This window comes from Brachybacterium sp. HMSC06H03, assembly GCF_001807385.1.
GTDB lineage: Bacteria > Actinomycetota > Actinomycetes > Actinomycetales > Dermabacteraceae > Brachybacterium > Brachybacterium conglomeratum.
On sequence record NZ_KV788706.1, the window covers coordinates 12,211 to 28,715 of the forward strand.

Here is a 16,505-nt window from a genome sequence, read left to right on the forward strand (position 1 = left end):
GAGGCTCGTCGAGGTCAGAGCCCGAGCTCGGTGCGCAGCTCCGCCGCGAGGTCCGCAACGGTCTGCGTGAACAGCAGCTCGCCCTTCTCGGCGCTCGCGCCGTCGGGCGCCGAGAGGCAGCCGGTCTCCGGCGTCCGCTCGGGCACGACCGGCAGGCGGTCGAAGCGGTACGGCGCGGCGGGCGGATGGCTCACCGCGCGGTCCATGTGCACCAGCTCCGGCCGCAGGTGCAGCAGCAGCGCGGTCTCCAGCACGCCGCCGTGCTCCACGTCCCAGCCGGGGAACCCGCCTGGGTAGACGACCTCGAGAGTCGGCGCGGAGACGTAGTCCCAGTAGGACAGCAGCATCACCGACTGCTCCGCGCCCGGGGCCAGGCCCAGGTCGCGCAGCGCCAGGTCCGCGCCCTCGTAGAGGAACTGCGTGTTCTCGTAGTGGCCGTTGAGCACCACCACATGCCGCACGCCCTGGGCGAGCAGGGCCCGGATCAGCTGGCGCGCCTGGGCGATGAGCGCATCGGCGTCGAGGCTGAGCGTGCCGGGCAGGTGGTTCCCTCCGCCCGAACGCTGCTGGGACTTGTACCCGAGCGTGAACGGCTCGAGCACCTTCGCCCCGGTCTGCTCGGCGACGGCGGTCGCGACCGCCGTGGAGAGGATCGCGTCGGTCCCCAGCGGCAGGTGCGGGCCGTGCTGCTCGAACGCCCCGGTGGGCAGGATCGCGACGGCGCTCCCGCCGCCCACCCACTCCTCGTACTCCCGGGCGGTCATCGTCGCCAGGCGCACGGTGCGGGCGGGCCCGTCGGCCGACGGGAGGTCGGGCGTGGTGGGCTCTGTCATCGGTAGTCATCCCTTCGGTCGTCGTGCCGGCGGATCGTCTGCGGGGGCACGAAGGTGCCCTCGCCGACGCCGCGCTTGGGGTCGGGGATCCCGTCCTCGTCGACGAACTCGTCCTCGGGGCGGGGCTCGGGGTCGTTGATCTCGCGCTCGGTCCGCACGACCGCGGCGTTGCGGCTGCGCAGGCGCCGGATCAGGTTCACGATCATCAGGATGATCACGAAGGAGAAGGGGAAGGCGCCGATGATCGTGCCGGTCTGGACGGTGTCCACCACGGCCGCGCCGCCGAGGGACAGCAGCACCGCCGCGACGGTCGCGATCGAGATCACGAGCACGACGCGGAAGGCGGGGCCGGACTTCTTCGGGGCCGAGACGAACTCCGCCAGCGCGTAGGTGCCGGAGTCGAGGCTGGTCACGTAGTAGGTCGCGACGAGCACGGTCGCCACGATGAGGAGGACGATGCCGATGCCCGGGACCATCTCCAGCATCCGGAACAGCGCCACCGAGAGGTCCTCGTTCACGGCCTCGGAGATCACCAGGCCGTTCTGGTCGTCGTAGCGGATGCCGGCCGAGGCGATGACCGCGGTCCACACCATCACGATCAGCGAGGGCACGATCGTCACGCCGAGCACGAACTCGCGGAGCGTGCGGCCGCGGGAGATCCGGGCGATGAAGCCGGCGACGAAGGGCGAGAACGCGATCACCCAGCACCAGATGAACACGGTCCACGGACCGTTCCAGAGCTCGTTCCAGGGGGCTCCGCTGCCGGCGGTCTCGGCCTCGGTCCAGAAGCTCATGGCCGGGAAGGAGGCGAAGAAGCCACCGAAGGTCTGGAACATGTTCGAGAGGATGAAGATCGTCGGCCCGAAGACGAACACGCCGACCAGCAGCACGATGCTGAGCACGGAGTTCAGCTCGCTGATCCGCTTCATGCCCTTGTTCACGCCCATGAAGGCGGAGATGGCGGTGAGCGTGCCGAGCACGATGATCACGATCATCCAGACCTGGGGGCCGGAGGCGACCCCGGTGAAGGCGTTCAGGCCCGAGGAGAACTGCATCGCCGCGAAGCCGAAGGAGGTCGCCAGTCCCAGCACGGTCGCGATGATCGCGAGCAGCTCGATGACCACGCCGGCGGGACGGCGCACGGCCGAGGGGAGGATGTCGACGGTCGCCTCGCGGAAGGTGAGGGTCTTGCCGAGGTTGTGGTGCGAGTAGGCCAGGCAGATCGCGACCACGCAGTACATCGCCCAGGCGGTGGGACCCCAGTGGAAGTAGGTCCAGATGATGCCGGACTGGCCGGCGTTGCCCATGTCCGAGGCCACCGGGGCGCCGTCGCGCAGCATCATCGGCTCGGCGAGGGACCAGAAGATCAGGCCCACGCCCTGCCCGCAGGCGAAGAGCATCGAGTACCAGGCGAAGTTTCCGTGGGCCGGCCGGGCCTTCGGGCCGCCCAGGCGGATGCGGCCCAGCGGGCTGATGCACAGCCACACGCAGACCGCCACTGCGATCAGCGAGTAGAGCACGAACCACCAGGTGAATCCGCCGGTGACGAAGGAGCGCAGGTTCGAGATGAGGTTCGCGGAGGCGTCGGGTGCGAGGATCACCGCGATGACGACGCCGACGATCAGCAGCGGCGGCAGCACCATGATGATCGTGCGATCCAGCGCCGGGATCTGGAATCCGCGGAAGCGGGGGAGGTCGACCGTGCGCTCATCGGCGCGGGAGGCGCCGTCGGGCGTCTCCGCCGCACCTTCGCGGTTCTCGGGCTCAGGGGGCGAGGACGGGTCCTCGGCGCCGGGATGGTTCGTCTCTGTGGTCGTCATGGGACACCCCTCGGGATGGTCGGTGCGGCCGGGCCGAGGGCGATCGTCCTCGATCGCTCGACGGTCCGCGGAACTGGCTTCCCTGCACTGTTGCGTTGGGGGCAACGCGGTTGCCTAATCATTCACGTGGCGACGGTCACAGTCAAGGGGGTTCTGGGGCGCGGCGTGCCGCGCGGCGCCCGGGAGGCGCCCGCGCGGCGCGTCGGGCGCTCAGGGGGCGGCGAGCTGCTCCTGCTCCTCGCGGGCGGCCTGTTCCCGGGCGGCCTTCGGATCGTACGAGTCGCCCTGGAGGATCAGCGCGACCAGCCCGAGCAGCGAGAGCCCCATGATCAGGAAGGCCGGCGAGTACGAGTTGTCCGTGACCGAGATCAGCCAGGTCGCGATGAACGGCGCGGTGCCGCCGAAGATCGCGTTGCCGAAGTTGAAGGGGATCGCGAAGCCGGAGAGGCGCACCTGCGGCGGCACCGCCTCGACGAAGTAGACGGCGAAGGTCGCGTCGTTGAGGCTGAACAGCGCCACCAGCGAGATCTGGATCAGCAGCACGCCGAGGAAGCCGGACTGCCCCAGCAGCACGAAGGCCGGGTAGCTCAGCAGGATGAACCCGATTACGTTGATCAGCAGCAGTCGACGCCTGCCGAAGGTGTCAGAGAGCCAGGCGCCCACGAAGATCAGCGGCAGGTAGAGCACCAGCGCGAGCGAGAGGATCAGGCTGGACTGGAAGGCCGTCAGCCCCAGCTCGACCTCGATGTAGGTGGCCATGTAGGTGAGCACCAGGTAGTAGCCGCTCGCGTTCACGGCCATGATGAAGAGCATCCGCAGCATCGAGGGCCAGTGGCCCTTGATCAGCTCGAGCAGCGGCGCGGTCGCGACCGCCTCCTCCTTCTCCATCTGCTCGCGCACCGGCGAGTCGGAGACCTTGCGGCGGATCCAGCGCACCACGATCGTGAGCACTGCCGCGGCGAGGAACGGGATCCTCCAGCCCCACTCCTGCACGGCCTCCTCGGACAGCAGGCCGTTGAGCAGCGAGGCCATCACCGACGCACCGAGGAAGCCGGCCGACGTCGCGATCGGGACGGTCGAGACCCAGCGGGCGCGCTTGTGCGCCGGGGCGTGCTCGGCCAGCAGCACCGCCGCGCCCGAGTACTCGCCCGCGGCGCAGAAGCTCTGCAGCATCCGGGCCGCGAGCAGCAGGATCGGGGCGGCGAGCCCGATCGTGGCGTAGCCGGGCAGCACGCCGATGGCGAAGGTCGCCAGCCCCATGCCCACGATGGTGAGGGTGAGCGTGCGCTTCGGACCGATCCTGTCGCCGAAGTGGCCCCAGAACAGCCCGCCGATCGGTCGGACCAGGAACGAGAGCGCGAAGACGCCGAAGGTCTGCATCAGCGCGATGCCCGGGTCGGTGCTCGGGAAGAACACCTGGGCGATGGTGGTGGCGAGATAGGCGTAGCTGGCGTACTCGAACCACTCGATGAAGGTGCCCAGGCCGACGGTGCTGAGCGTCAGCCTGACCTGGCCGCGCTCGAGCCGCGTCGCCGCGGCCGCGGTCGCATGGGAGGGGGTGCTGGACATCGGGGCTCCTGTCTGCCTCCCGCCGTCGGGAGGGGCCGTCGGCTCGCTCGGGGCGACGCGGGAGGAGGTGCGCGCCGGCGAACTCGTGCGTTGCGTTCAGTACAACTGAGTTGCCAGGATGTCCTGTGGGCTGGGTCACGTCAAGGAGTTCGGTGGCCCGTGACCGTCTCGTTGCACGCCCGGCCGGATGCTGGCTTCAGAGCACCGTGCGGATGGAGGACTCGAACTCCGCGACGTGCTGCGTGACGAGCTCCGCGGCGCGGTCGTCGTCCCCCGCGAGCATCGCGTCGAGCATCTCCCGCAGCTCGGTGACGTGCGAGGTCAGGCCCGGCAGGCGGTGCATCGCCACGCACCAGATGCGGGTGGAGAGGTTGTCCAGGCGCAGCAGCGTCTCGGCGAGATAGACGTTCCCGCAGGCGTGGTAGATCGCGCGGTGCACGCCGACGTCGACCTGCAGGGCATGGCGCGGGTCCGCGGCCTCGGGCTCGGCCTCGAGTGCGTCGAGTGAGCGCAGCGACTCCTCGAGGGCGGCTCGGGCCGAGGGATCCTGGTTCGCGGACGCGGCGCGGACCGCGACCGGCTCGAGCGCCGCGCGCACCTGGGTGATCGCCGCCAGCGCCGTGATGTCGACCGTGGTGGCGAAGGTGCCGCGGCGGGGATAGGTGACCACGAGATGGTCGAGCTCGAGGTGCTTGATCGCCTCACGCACCGGGGTGCGGCCCACGCCGAGCTCCTCGGCGATCCGGCCCTCCTGGAGCGGCTCGCCCGGAGCGATCTCGAGCATGATCAGCCGGTCGCGCAGGGCCAGGTACGCCTGCTCGGCGAGCGAGGCGGGGGAGGCGCCGAGGGACGTGGTCATCTCTGCTCCTGAGCGTCGGGCGGTGGGGGCGGGGGTGGGATTGACACCGGATGTGACCCACCATACAGTGAGCGACCAGTGATATATCAGTCACAGTCGACTGGTCGACACACGCTCCGTCCGGCTCACCGCCGGCGACGGCGCGCCCCGTCCCCCTCTGCGAAGGAACCCTCCATGGCCGACCTTCTTCCCGAGCATCCCGATTTCCTGTGGCACTCGCCCGAGCCGTGGTCCGGCTACGACGTCGTGATCGTCGGCGGCGGCGGCCACGGCCTCGCGGCCGCCTACTACCTGGCCTCCCGCCACGGCATCACGAACGTCGCCGTGCTCGAGCGCGGCTGGCTGGCCGGCGGCAACATGGCCCGCAACACCACGATCATCCGCTCGAACTACCTGTGGGACGAGTCGGCGATGATCTACGAGGCCTCGCTGAAGCTGTGGGAGCAGCTGCCCGAGGAGCTCGAGTACGACTTCCTCTTCAGCCAGCGCGGCGTGCTCAACCTCGACCACACCCTCGGCGACGTGCGCGGCTCCGTGCGCCGCGTCAACGCCAACAAGCTCAACGGCGTGGACGCCGAATGGCTGGACCCGAAGCAGGTCAAGGAGGTCGTGCCGATCCTCAACATCTCCGAGGACATCCGCTACCCCGTCCTCGGCGGCACCTACCAGCCCCGCGCCGGCATCGCCAAGCACGACCACGTCGCCTGGGCGCTCGCCCGCAAGGCCGACGAGATGGGCGTGCACATCATCCAGAACTGCGAGGTCACAGGGGTGATCGTCGAGAACGGCCGCGCCGTCGGCGTCGAGACGACCCGCGGCCGGATCAACGCCGGGAAGGTCGCACTCGCCGCGGCCGGGCACTCCACCGAGGTCTCCGAGACCGCCGGCGTGCGCCTCCCCGTCCAGTCCCGCCCCCTCCAGGCCCTGGTCAGCGAGCTGTTCGAGCCCGTCCACCCCGCCGTCGTGATGAGCAACCACGTGCACGTCTACGTCTCCCAGGCCCACAAGGGCGAGCTCGTGATGGGCGCGGGCGTGGACCAGTACAACGGCTACGGCCAGCGCGGCGCCTTCCACGTCGTCGAGGACCAGCTCGCCGCCGCCGTGGAGCTGTTCCCGATCTTCTCCCGGGCCCGCGTGCTGCGCACCTGGGGCGGCATCGTCGACGTCACCGCCGACGCCTCGCCGATCATCTCGAAGACCGAGGTGGACCAGCTGTACGTCAACTGCGGCTGGGGCACCGGCGGCTTCAAGGCCACCCCCGGCGCCGGCTTCGCCCTCGCACACACGATCGCCAACGACGAGCCGCACGAGATCAACACGCCCTTCACCCTCGACCGCTTCGAGACGGGTCACCTCATCGACGAGCACGGCGCCGCCGGCGTCGCCCACTGACCGCGCCCCGGCGCCACGAACCCAGGAGGCCACCATGCTCCTCATCGACTGCCCCCACTGCGGACCCCGCAACGAGGTCGAGTTCCACTACGGCGGCGAGGCCCACGTGCCCTACCCCGAGGACCCCTCGGCCCTCGACGACCGCGAGTGGTCCCGCTACCTCTTCTACCGCGCCAACACCAAGGGCATCCTCGCCGAGCGCTGGCAGCACTCGGCCGGTTGCCGCAAGTGGTTCAACGCCCTGCGCGACACCCGCACCTACCGCTTCGAGCGCATCTACCCGATGGGCTCCCCGCGCCCCGATCTGCCCGGCCCCGAGAAGGTCCCGGCCGACGCCGCCGAGCCGGACCGCTTCGCCTCGATGACCACCACCGAGGGACGCACCGACGGCTCCCTCGCCGACCCCTCCGCCGCCGGCAGCGCCGCCGACGGCTCCACCCCTGCCCCCGAGGCTCGCACCGGGAACGAGGACGACCATGCCTGAGAACCAGACCCCCCGCCGCGGCCCCGCCCACGGGGTCGACCCCGCACGGCCCCTGACCCTCACGGTCGAGGGCGAGACGCTGCCCGCGCTCGCCGGCGACACCGTCGCCAGCGCCCTGCTGGCCGCCGGTCGCCTGGCCGTGGCCCCCTCGATCTACCTCGCACGCCCCCGCGGCCTCATGGCCGCCGGCCTCGAGGAGACCAACGCCCTGATCACCGTCCACGACCGACGGGAGAACGGGACCGACGAGTCGATGCTCCCCGCCACCACGGTCGAGGCCGTCGACGGGCTCGAGGCGAGCCTGCTCAGCGGGCTCGGCACGCTCGACCCGCGCGAGGACCACGCCTACTACGACCACAAGCACGTCCACACCGACGTGCTCGTCGTCGGCGCCGGTCCCGCCGGACTCGCCGCCGCCCGCGAGGCCGCCCGCTCCGGCGCCCGCGTCATGCTGCTGGACGAGCAGCCCCTCGCCGGCGGCTCGCTGCTGTCCTCGCGCGGCCTGCGGATCGACGACCAGGACGCCATGGACTGGGTCGATGCGACCGTCGCCGAGCTGCGCCGCACCGAGGACGTCACCGTGCTCGAGCGCACGAACGTCTTCGGCAGCTACGACTCGAACTACATCACCGCCCTGCAGAAGCGCACCGACCACCTCGGACTCCCCGCGGAGGGCGCGGACGACGGTCGCCCCGGCGTCTCCCGCCAGCGCGTCTGGCACATCCGCGCGAAGCAGGTCGTGCTCGCCCCCGGCGCGATGGACCGCCCCGTCGTGTTCGCGCACAACGACCGCCCGGGCGTCATGCTCGCCGCAGCCGTGCAGACCTACCTCAACCGCTACGGCGTCGCCGCGGGCGAGGACGTCGCGGTGCTGACCACGAACGACTCCGCCTGGGAGGTCGTCGCGGACCTGCACGACGCGGGCGTGCGCCTGCCCGTCGTGCTCGACTCCCGCCCCGAGCCCAGCGCCCGCGCCGCGGCGGTCCTCGAGGCGACCGGCGTCGACGCCCGCTTCGGCTGGTCCGTCGTGGACACCGTCGGCGGCGGCGACGGGGACCGCCTCACCGCGGTGCAGATCGCGCCGCTGGGCGCCGACGGCGAGATCGCCGGCGAGGTCGAGACCGTCGCCGCGGACCTCCTCGCCGTCTCCGGCGGGCTCTCCCCGCTCGTGCACCTGCACTCCCAGCGCCAGGGCCGGATCCAGTACGACGAGGCGCTGACCTCGTTCGTCGCCGTCCCCTCGGTCGAGGACCAGCACCTGGCCGGCTCCGTGCTCGGCACCGCCGACCTCGCGGGCGCCCTCTCCCAGGGCGCCGAGGCCGGGGCCGCCGCCGCGACCGCCGCCGGATACCCGATCACGGCGAAGGCCCCGCAGGCCGAGGCGTCGGCCCCCGTGGCGCCGGCCCGGCCGCTGTGGCTCGTGCCCAGCCCCGACAGCGGTCCCGTCTCCGCGGCGACCGAGGACCCCGAGCGCTGGCGAGAGCACTTCGTGGACCTGCAGCGCGACCAGACCGTGCGCGACGTGCTGCGCGCGCTGGGCGCGGGCATGCGCGCCGTCGAGCACGTCAAGCGCTATACCTCGATCAGCACCGGCGCCGATCAGGGCAAGACCTCCGGCGTCGCCGCGATCGGTGTGATGAGCGTGCTGCTGGGGGAGGAGGACCTCGGCGGCATCGGCACCACCACCTACCGGGCGCCCTACGCCCCGGTGAGCTTCGCCGCCCTCGCCGGCCGCCGTCGCGGGCAGATGTTCGACCCCGCCCGCATCACCTCCATCCACCAGTGGCATCTCGAGCACGGCGCCGTCTGGGAGGACGTGGGCCAGTGGAAGCGACCGAGGTACTTCCCGCAGGGCGAGGAGGACATGGACGCGGCGGTGCTGCGCGAGTGCGCCGGCGTGCGCGACTCCGTCGGCATGATGGACGGCACCACCCTCGGCAAGATCGAGATCCGCGGTGCGGATGCGGCGAGGTTCCTCAACCGCATGTACACCAACGGCTTCCTCAAGCTGCCGGTCGGCAAGGGCCGCTACGGCGTGATGTGCGGGCCCGACGGCATGATCATGGATGACGGCGTCACGCTGCGCGTGGCAGAGGCCCACTTCTTCATGACCACCACGACCTCGGGGGCCGCCGCCGTGCTCGACCACCTCGAGGAGTGGCACCAGACGGAGTGGCCGGAGCTGGACGTGTCCATGACGTCGGTGACCGAGCAGTGGGCCACGATCACCGTCGCCGGGCCCCGCTCCCGCGACGTGATCGCGAAGGTCGCCCCCGACCTCGACGTCTCCCAGGAGGCGTTCGGGTTCATGGAGTTCCGCGACACGGTCCTGGCCAGCGGCATCCCGGCCCGGATCCCGCGGATCTCGTTCTCCGGCGAGCTCGCCTTCGAGATCAACGTCGACGCCTTCTACGGGCGGTCCGTGTGGGAGGCCGTGCACGAGGCCGGTCATGAGTTCGGCATCGTCGTCTACGGCACCGAGACCATGCACGTGCTGCGCGCCGAGAAGGGCCTGATCATCGTCGGCCAGGACACCGACGGCACGATCACCCCGCAGGACGCGAACATGTCGTGGATCATCGGCGCGAAGAAGAAGGACTTCGTGGGCAAGCGGTCCCTGGACCGCCCGGACTCCGTGCGCGAGGACCGCCGCCAGCTCGTCGGCCTGCTCAGCGACGACGGCACCACGCGCCTCGAGGAGGGCGCGCAGATCGTCGACGCCGACACCCCGATCACCCCCGAGGACGGGCCCGTGCCGATGATCGGCTGGGTCTCCTCCTCGTACCTCTCGGCGGCTCTCGACCAGCCGTTCGCGCTCGCCCTGGTCGACGGCGGCCTCGGCCGCATCGGCGAGAAGGTCCGCTCCCCGCAGGGGGACCGGATCATCGACCTGACCATCACCTCTCCCGTGCTCGTCGACCCCGAAGGAGCCCGCCGTGACGGCTGACAGCACCACCCCGACCACCCCGATGGACGTCCTGGAGCGGCTGCGCGCCGCCCCCGCCCGCCATCTGACCGACCTGATGGAGGGCGCCGCCGTCACCGGGGCGCGCGCCGTGACCCTGCGCGAGCACGAGTTCGCCGTGCAGATCGGCCTGCGGGCCGTGCCCGGCGAGCAGGGCGCGACGGCGCTCGAGTCCGTGCTGGGCGTGCCGCTGCCGACGGAGCACGGCGAGGTGACCGGCGACCTGGACGGCCTGCACGTCCTGCGCCTCTCGCCGGACGAGTTCCTCGCCGTGGACGTCTCCCGCCGGCAGGAGCCCGGCGTCGAGGTGCCCTACCAGGAGGCGCTCGAGGAAGGCGTCCCCGGACAGGCCGTGGATCTCTCCGCCAACCGCACCGTGCTGGTGCTCGAGGGACCCGGCGCCCGCGAGGTGCTCGAGAAGAGCGTCGCGCTGGACCTGCACCCGCGCGTGTTCGGCGTCGGCCGAGCCGAGGCGACGCTGCTGAGCACCATCCCGGTGGTGCTCGTGCGCAGCGGCGAGGAGACCTGGCGGATCCTGCCCCGCGCCTCCTTCGCGGACCATCTGGTGCGCTGGCTCGTCGACGGCATGACGGAGCTCGGCTCCGCCTGCCCGGAGGAGGAGTCCGCGCAGCGCTCGGTGCGCCCCGCGCAGCACGCCTGAGCTCGCCCGCGGCACGGCGCGAGGGGCCGACGGGATACGTCCGTCGGCCCCTCGCGCCGTGCCCGGCTGCTCCCAGGGAGTCCCCGCGCCGCGGTGACCAGGCAGTTCGACCGCCCGGTCGTTGCGGCGTGACATCTCGCAGCTCACGAGGCAGGGTGGAGGGATGAACACAGAGCAGACCCATCTGACCGTCACCCGCACGATCGACGTGCCCGCGAAGGACGTGTTCGCGGTGCTGACCCTGCCCGCCCGCCACCACGAGTTCGACGGCTCCGGCTTCGTCCGCGCCGCCGACGACACCGAGCGGATCACCGCTGTGGGCGAGAAGTTCGTGATGAACATGCACGGTGACCACATGGGCGGCGACTATCGCACCCACAACTTCGTCACCGCATACGACGAGAACAAGATGGTGGGCTGGAAGCCCGCTCCCGAGGGGGAGGACGGCAGCGCCCCCGAGGGCCCGAAGGGCTGGGAGTGGCTCTACGAGCTCACCCCGCAGGGCTCGGACGCGACCGAGGTGTCGCTGACGTACAGCTGGTCCGACGTCACCGATCCCGAGCTGCTCAAGCAGATCCGCTTCCCGATGATCCCCGAGGAGGATCTGGAGCAGTCGCTGAACCTGCTCGCCGCCGCGGTCACGAAGGACTGACCTCGCGGGCCGGGGAGGAGCCTCGCCCGGGCCGCCGATCTCTGGCACGCTTCGTGAGGTCGGCGACGACGCCGCCCCGACCCGAGGAGCACCGCCATGGCCGACGCACAGTCCCTCCCCGCCGACGCCCCCGTCCCCGACGAGATCGTGCACAGCGTGCTGATCGACGCGAGCGCGGAGAGGGTGTTCGCGGTCATCCGCGAACCCGGCTGGTTCATCAACGACGGCCAGTACCGCGAGCACGAGATCACCACGTCGGGTCCGGTCACGCACGTGGTCGATCCCGTCCACGGCAGCTTCCAGCTCGCGATCGAGGCGCACGAGCCGCCGAACCGCGTCGCGTTCCGCTGGCTGGGCGGCGGGCTCGGCGAGATCTCCGACGCCCCGAACAACACCGTCGAGTTCGTGATCGACCCCGCCGGCACCGCGGCCCGGAACCGTGTGCGGCTCACCGTGCGCGAGCGCGGCTTCGCGAAGCTGGGCCTGGACGAGGCGGTGCGGCGGCGCAACTACGAGGAGAACCTCCACGGCTGGCAGCTGGAGCTCGACCTCGCCAAGCGCCTTGCGGAGAACGGTCGCAACGGCACCGGTGCGCCGGAAGCCGCCGAGGACGCCCAGGAGTGATCGCCCGGGGCCTGCCCCGTCGGGCTCTCCCCGCAAACGTCCCTCGTCGGCCCCGTCCCGTGCCCGGCCGCGCCCCGGGTGAGCGGACTATCCTCGAGGGATGGGCAGGGTCACCGACAGCACGCGGATCCGCACCGTCCGGGTGCGGGACGGGAAGCTCTACGCCGGACGCAAGGGCGACCACGTCGCGGTCGAGGAGCCGCTGGACATCCGCCTGAACGGGCAGCAGCTCTCCCTCACCATGCGCACCCCCGGCGACGACGTCGAGCTGATCCACGGTTTCCTGCACGCCGAGGGCCTGATCCGTGACCGCGAGGACGTGGCCGAGGCCCGCTACTGCGACGGCGCCGTGGTCGACGCCGGCAGCGGTTTCGCCCAGAACACCTACAATGTCATGGACTTCACGACCACCCGGCCGCAGCTGCTGCCGCAGGTCGCCCGCGCCTTCACCACCACCTCCGCCTGCGGGGTGTGCGGCGCGGAGAGCATCGACGCCGTCCGGCAGAAGAGCCGCTACACGCTGCTGCAGTCCTGGGTGGCGGACCCGCAGGTGATCCTCCGCGCCGCCCGGGCGCTCTCCGGTCAGCAGGCCGTCTTCGCCCGCACCGGCGGGGTGCACGCGGCCGCGCTCGTGGACCTCGAGGGGAACCTGCTCGTGGTCCGCGAGGACGTGGGCCGGCACAACGCGGTCGACAAGGTGATCGGCTGGGCCCTGCTCGAGGACCGCCTGCCGCTGCGGGACTGCTTCCTGCTGGTCTCCTCCCGGGCCAGCTTCGAGATCGTCCAGAAGGCCTGCATGGCCGGGATCCCGCTGGTGGCCTGCGTCTCCGCCGCGAGCTCCCTCGCTGTCGAGACCGCCCGCGAGTTCGGCCAGACGCTCGTCGGCTTCACCCGCGCCCGCGAGGACGGGGACGGCCGCATGAACCTCTACACCCACCCCGAGCGCCTCGACCTCTCCGCCGCGGAGGGCTGAGCGCGCCGCCGACCTCGGCCTGCTGCGGCGATCCGCGCCGGCTCGGATCGCCGGGCCCATCCGGCCGAACCTCGTCGGCCGGAACAGGTGGCCGGCTCCGCTCCCCGGAGCCCGGTAGGGTGCGGGGGTGACCAGCGACGACGCCGCCCTCCAGCAGTTCTGGGCCGAGGCCCGCACCGCCCACCCCGAGCTGCCCGCGCAGAGGCCGGAGGCCTGGGCGTTCGGCGCCACCCCTGAGCACGCCGACGGGCTGCTCCGCCTCGTGCTCGACGGGGTGAAGACGGGGACCGCCTCCTCGCTTCGGGACTACGAGGCCGACGGGGACCCGGTCCCGGAGGTCGGCGAGCTCGCGATCATCCTCGACGGCGGCGGTGCGCCGCGCGCGGTGCTGGAGGCGACGGAGGTCGCGACCGTCCCGTTCGACCAGGTCACCGCCGAGCACGCCCACGCCGAGGGGGAGGGTGACCGGACTCTCGCGGCCTGGCGGCAGATCCACGAGCGCTTCTGGACCGAGCACTCATCGGGCGGCTTCGCGCCGGACATGCCCGTGGTCTGCGAGCGGTTCCGCCTGATCCACCCCTGCTGACCGCCTGACCCAGTCGCTGTGCCGCCTGTTGCGCGGCCCGGTGACCGTCCCGATCGCCGTCTGCCCGCGTGGTCGTCGGCTGGTCGCGATCGAGACGTGGATCTGTGTCGTTATTCGCCCCCATAACGACACATAGCCACGTCTCGACGTCGCGAAGAGGGGGCCGGCGGACGGCGTCGTGGGGCTGGGGCAGGGGAGAGGTGCTGTCGTGCGAAGCGGAGCGGGGCGGGTCGGCTCAGCGCAGGGCGAGGAGGGCCGTGGCGGTGACCGCGTCGATGACCAGGTCGGTCGCGACCCCGGCCCGCAGTGCCGCCCGCAGCGGCAGCGCCTTGCGAGAGCCGGAGGCGACCAGGAGGCGGCGCGGGATCCGGGCCAGGCGGTCCGGGGCGGTGCCCGAGCCGCGCGCGTTCATGGCGATGTCGCGGAAGGTGCCGTCGGCCCGCAGGAACACGGTGCACACATCGCCCACGGCGCCGTCTGCCCGCAGCGAGCGCAGGTCAGCGGCCGTGAGGTAGTTGTGGGTGTAGACGTGGCTGGGGACCTCCGCGTCGAAGGCGCCGACGCTGAACACGGCGACCGTGGCCTGCGTCTGCGTCTCCAGCACCCGCTGCACCGAGCGCTCGTGCCACATCGCCTCGCGCGTGGCGGCGTAGTCGAAGAACGCCGGGACCGGGAACTGGTGCACCGTCGCGTCCCATCGCTCCGCCGCCCGGGCGAGCACGGTCGCGATATAGGTCAGGCCCGAGCCCTCGACGTTGATCGCGCCGTTGAGCTGCACGATCCGCATCCCGGGAACGGGGCGTGGTCGGACCGTGCCCAGCAGTGCCGCGACCGTCGTGCCCCAGGCGATGCCGAGCGTGGAGCCGGGCTCGAGCATCTGATCGAGCAGCTCCGCGGCCTCTTCGACCACGGCGGCGAGGCGGTCGCGCTGATCGCTCTCGGGCGGATCCGGCACCACGTGCACCTTCACCCCGTACTGGCGGGCGATGCGTCGCCCGAGGTCCTCCACGCGATGCGCCTCGGGCGGGCGCAGGGTGATCTGGACCAGGCCGGCCTCGCGCGCGTCCCGCAGCATTCGTGACACCGTCGAGCGGGACACCCCGAGCTCTCCGGCGATCGCCTCCATGGTCTGGCTCTGCCCGTAGTACATCCGTGCAGCGGTGAAGAGGTCCTCGAGCCGGGAAGCGGGGGTCATGGACACCAGTCTTGCACGTTCGTGCACTCGGCTTGCGCCAGGCTGCACGCCCGTCCCAGGATGGTAGCGTCACCGCCGCGGAGAGCGCGACGGGCCCGGCCGCGAGCGCCGGGATCACCAGGTGCCGATGCGAAGGAGCAGCCAGCGTGTCCGAACAGCAGCGATCCGCACTCACCCCCGAGGGCCGCGGCGAGCACCTCGCCCGCCTGCGCGCCACGAGCCCCGAGAATCCGCTGGACGTCCTCGTCGTCGGAGGCGGGGTGAACGGGGCGGGCGCCGCCTTCGACGCCGCCACCCGCGGCCTGTCCGTCGGCCTCGTGGAGTCCCACGACTGGGGCTCCGGCACCTCCTCCCGCTCCTCCAAGCTCATGCACGGCGGCCTGCGCTACCTGCAGATGCTCGACTTCAAGCTGGTCGCCGAGGCGCTGCGCGAGCGCGATCTGCTGCTCGAGCACACCGCCCCGCACCTGGTGAAGCCGATCAAGTTCGTCTTCCCCTTCTTCAAGAAGGTCATCGACCGCGGCTTCATCGGCTCCGGCGTCATGCTCTACGACGCGATGCAGTCCCTGGGCCGCAAGCGCGCCGTGCCCTTCCACCGCCATCTCCTGCACGACAAGATGCTCGAGGTGTTCCCGGCGCTCGACGGCGACAAGGCCGTCGGCGCGCTCGAGTACTACGACGCGCAGATGGACGACGCCCGCTTCGTGATGATGCTGGTGCGCTCCGCCGCCCAGCTCGACGCCTCGGTCGCGAACTACACCACCGTCGTCGACTACCTCCACGAGGGCGAGCGCGTGGTCGGCGCACGGGTGCGCGACGAGGAGAGCGGCGAGGAGTTCGATGTCCGCGCCCGCCACGTCATCCTCGCCGGCGGCGTCTGGACCCAGGAGCAGCAGGAGCTCGCCGGGGCCGACGGCGGCCTCGAGGTCCTCGCCTCCAAGGGCATCCACGTCACCGTCGCCCGCGACCGGATCCCCGCCGTCCCCGACACCGGCATCATCACCCAGACCGAGAAGTCGGTGCTGTTCATCATCCCGTGGGACGAGTACTGGGTCATCGGCACCACCGACACCCCGTGGACCGAGGACCCCCGCGACGTGGGTGCCACCTCGGACGACATCGACTACGTCCTCGAGCACGCCAATGCCGTGCTGAAGGACCACCTCACCCGCGAGGACGTCATCGGCGTGTACTCGGGCCTCCGCCCCCTGCTGCAGCCCGTGAAGAAGGGCGCGGACAAGGGCTCGACCAAGGTCTCGCGCGAGCACACCGTCATGCAGGTCGAACCCGGCCTGAGCGCCATCGCGGGCGGCAAGTACACGACCTACCGCGTCATGGCCGAGGACGTCGTCGACTTCGCGATCAAGGACACCGAGCCCGGCCGCCCGTCGCTGACCCGCTCGGTCCCCGTCATCGGCGCGCAGGGCTACCAGGCGCTCGTGCGGGACAAGGCCGCGATCGGCCGACGGATCGGCGCGGACGAGATCCGCATGGACCGGCTCCTGTTCCGCTACGGCAGCCTGCTCACCGACGTCCTCGCCCTGATCGACGAGGATCCTTCCCTCGCGACCCCGCTCGAGCATGCCCCGCGCTACCTGCGCGCCGAGGTGGTCTATGCCGCCCGCGCCGAGGGGGCCCGGCACCTCGCCGACGTGCTCGAGCGCCGCACCCGCCTGGACTACGAGACCCGCGACCGCGGCGTCGCGGCGGCCGACGAGGTCGCCGCGCTGCTCGCGCCGGAGCTCGGCTGGGACGAGACGGCCGTGCGCGCCGAGGTCGACGCCTATCGCGAGTACATCGAGGCCCGTCTCGCCGGGGAGGCCACCGCCTCCGATGCCGAGGCCGCCTCCCGCATCGCGGCCGCCGCGGAGGTGCCCACCCGCGGCTGACCC

At 71.7% G+C, this 16,505-nt stretch carries 14 protein-coding genes; 9 read left to right on the top strand and 5 right to left on the bottom strand.

Features of this window, described 5'->3' with window-relative positions; all coding sequences use genetic code 11:
• Positions 1–14 precede the first annotated feature (14 nt).
• The 4 genes from HMPREF3159_RS04615 to HMPREF3159_RS04630 form a co-directional block, all read right to left on the bottom strand.
• A complete protein-coding gene (locus HMPREF3159_RS04615; protein WP_070499884.1) occupies positions 15–833 on the bottom strand; it encodes a creatininase in 819 nt (272 codons plus the stop codon).
• Positions 830–2,653, bottom strand: a complete 1,824-nt coding sequence (locus tag HMPREF3159_RS04620) for a BCCT family transporter (RefSeq protein WP_070499885.1) — start codon at positions 2,651–2,653, stop codon at positions 830–832. The genes HMPREF3159_RS04615 and HMPREF3159_RS04620 overlap by 4 nt, the downstream gene beginning before the upstream one ends.
• A gap of 210 nt (positions 2,654–2,863) precedes the next feature.
• Positions 2,864–4,222, bottom strand: a complete 1,359-nt coding sequence (locus tag HMPREF3159_RS04625; protein ID WP_070499886.1) for an MFS transporter — start codon at positions 4,220–4,222, stop codon at positions 2,864–2,866.
• A gap of 196 nt (positions 4,223–4,418) precedes the next feature.
• Entirely contained in the window at positions 4,419–5,081 is a 663-nt protein-coding gene (locus HMPREF3159_RS04630) for a GntR family transcriptional regulator (RefSeq protein ID WP_070499887.1), read from the bottom strand.
• Positions 5,082–5,255: 174 nt separating this feature from the next.
• Here HMPREF3159_RS04630 and HMPREF3159_RS04635 point away from each other — a divergent pair, with 174 nt between their 5' ends.
• The 8 genes from HMPREF3159_RS04635 (at position 5,256) to HMPREF3159_RS04670 (ending at position 13,418) form a co-directional block, all read left to right on the top strand.
• The gene (locus HMPREF3159_RS04635; protein ID WP_070499888.1) at positions 5,256–6,473 is read left to right on the top strand and encodes a sarcosine oxidase subunit beta family protein; all 1,218 of its coding nucleotides are present in this window, start codon (positions 5,256–5,258) and stop codon (positions 6,471–6,473) included.
• Positions 6,474–6,507: 34 nt separating this feature from the next.
• Entirely contained in the window at positions 6,508–6,957 is a 450-nt protein-coding gene (locus tag HMPREF3159_RS04640; RefSeq protein WP_070499889.1) for a sarcosine oxidase subunit delta, read from the top strand.
• A complete protein-coding gene (locus HMPREF3159_RS04645; protein WP_070499890.1) occupies positions 6,950–9,904 on the top strand; it encodes an FAD-dependent oxidoreductase in 2,955 nt (984 codons plus the stop codon). Before HMPREF3159_RS04640 ends, HMPREF3159_RS04645 begins: the two co-directional genes overlap by 8 nt.
• Complete coding sequence (locus tag HMPREF3159_RS04650; protein ID WP_070499891.1) at positions 9,894–10,583, top strand: sarcosine oxidase subunit gamma; 690 nt, start codon at positions 9,894–9,896, stop codon at positions 10,581–10,583. Before HMPREF3159_RS04645 ends, HMPREF3159_RS04650 begins: the two co-directional genes overlap by 11 nt.
• 163 nt (positions 10,584–10,746) lie before the next feature.
• Positions 10,747–11,235, top strand: coding sequence for an SRPBCC family protein (locus HMPREF3159_RS04655; RefSeq protein ID WP_083305794.1), 489 nt, complete (start codon positions 10,747–10,749; stop codon positions 11,233–11,235).
• 96 nt (positions 11,236–11,331) lie between these two features.
• Positions 11,332–11,859 carry an SRPBCC family protein gene (locus HMPREF3159_RS04660; protein WP_070499892.1) on the top strand — a complete coding sequence of 176 codons (528 nt, stop codon included), beginning with the start codon at positions 11,332–11,334 and terminating at the stop codon, positions 11,857–11,859.
• Between the two features lie 100 nt (positions 11,860–11,959).
• Entirely contained in the window at positions 11,960–12,832 is an 873-nt protein-coding gene (gene fdhD, locus HMPREF3159_RS04665; RefSeq protein WP_070499893.1) for a formate dehydrogenase accessory sulfurtransferase FdhD, read from the top strand.
• A 127-nt stretch (positions 12,833–12,959) separates the two neighbouring features.
• Positions 12,960–13,418: an ASCH domain-containing protein gene (locus HMPREF3159_RS04670; RefSeq protein ID WP_070499894.1), complete on the top strand. Its 459-nt coding sequence runs from the start codon at positions 12,960–12,962 to the stop codon at positions 13,416–13,418.
• A 235-nt stretch (positions 13,419–13,653) separates the two neighbouring features.
• Here the strand turns inward: HMPREF3159_RS04670 and HMPREF3159_RS04675 are convergent, their stop codons facing one another.
• A complete protein-coding gene (locus HMPREF3159_RS04675; RefSeq protein ID WP_070499895.1) occupies positions 13,654–14,613 on the bottom strand; it encodes a sugar-binding transcriptional regulator in 960 nt (319 codons plus the stop codon).
• A gap of 146 nt (positions 14,614–14,759) precedes the next feature.
• Here HMPREF3159_RS04675 and HMPREF3159_RS04680 point away from each other — a divergent pair, with 146 nt between their 5' ends.
• Entirely contained in the window at positions 14,760–16,502 is a 1,743-nt protein-coding gene (locus tag HMPREF3159_RS04680; RefSeq protein ID WP_070499896.1) for a glycerol-3-phosphate dehydrogenase/oxidase, read from the top strand.
• Positions 16,503–16,505 lie beyond the last annotated feature (3 nt).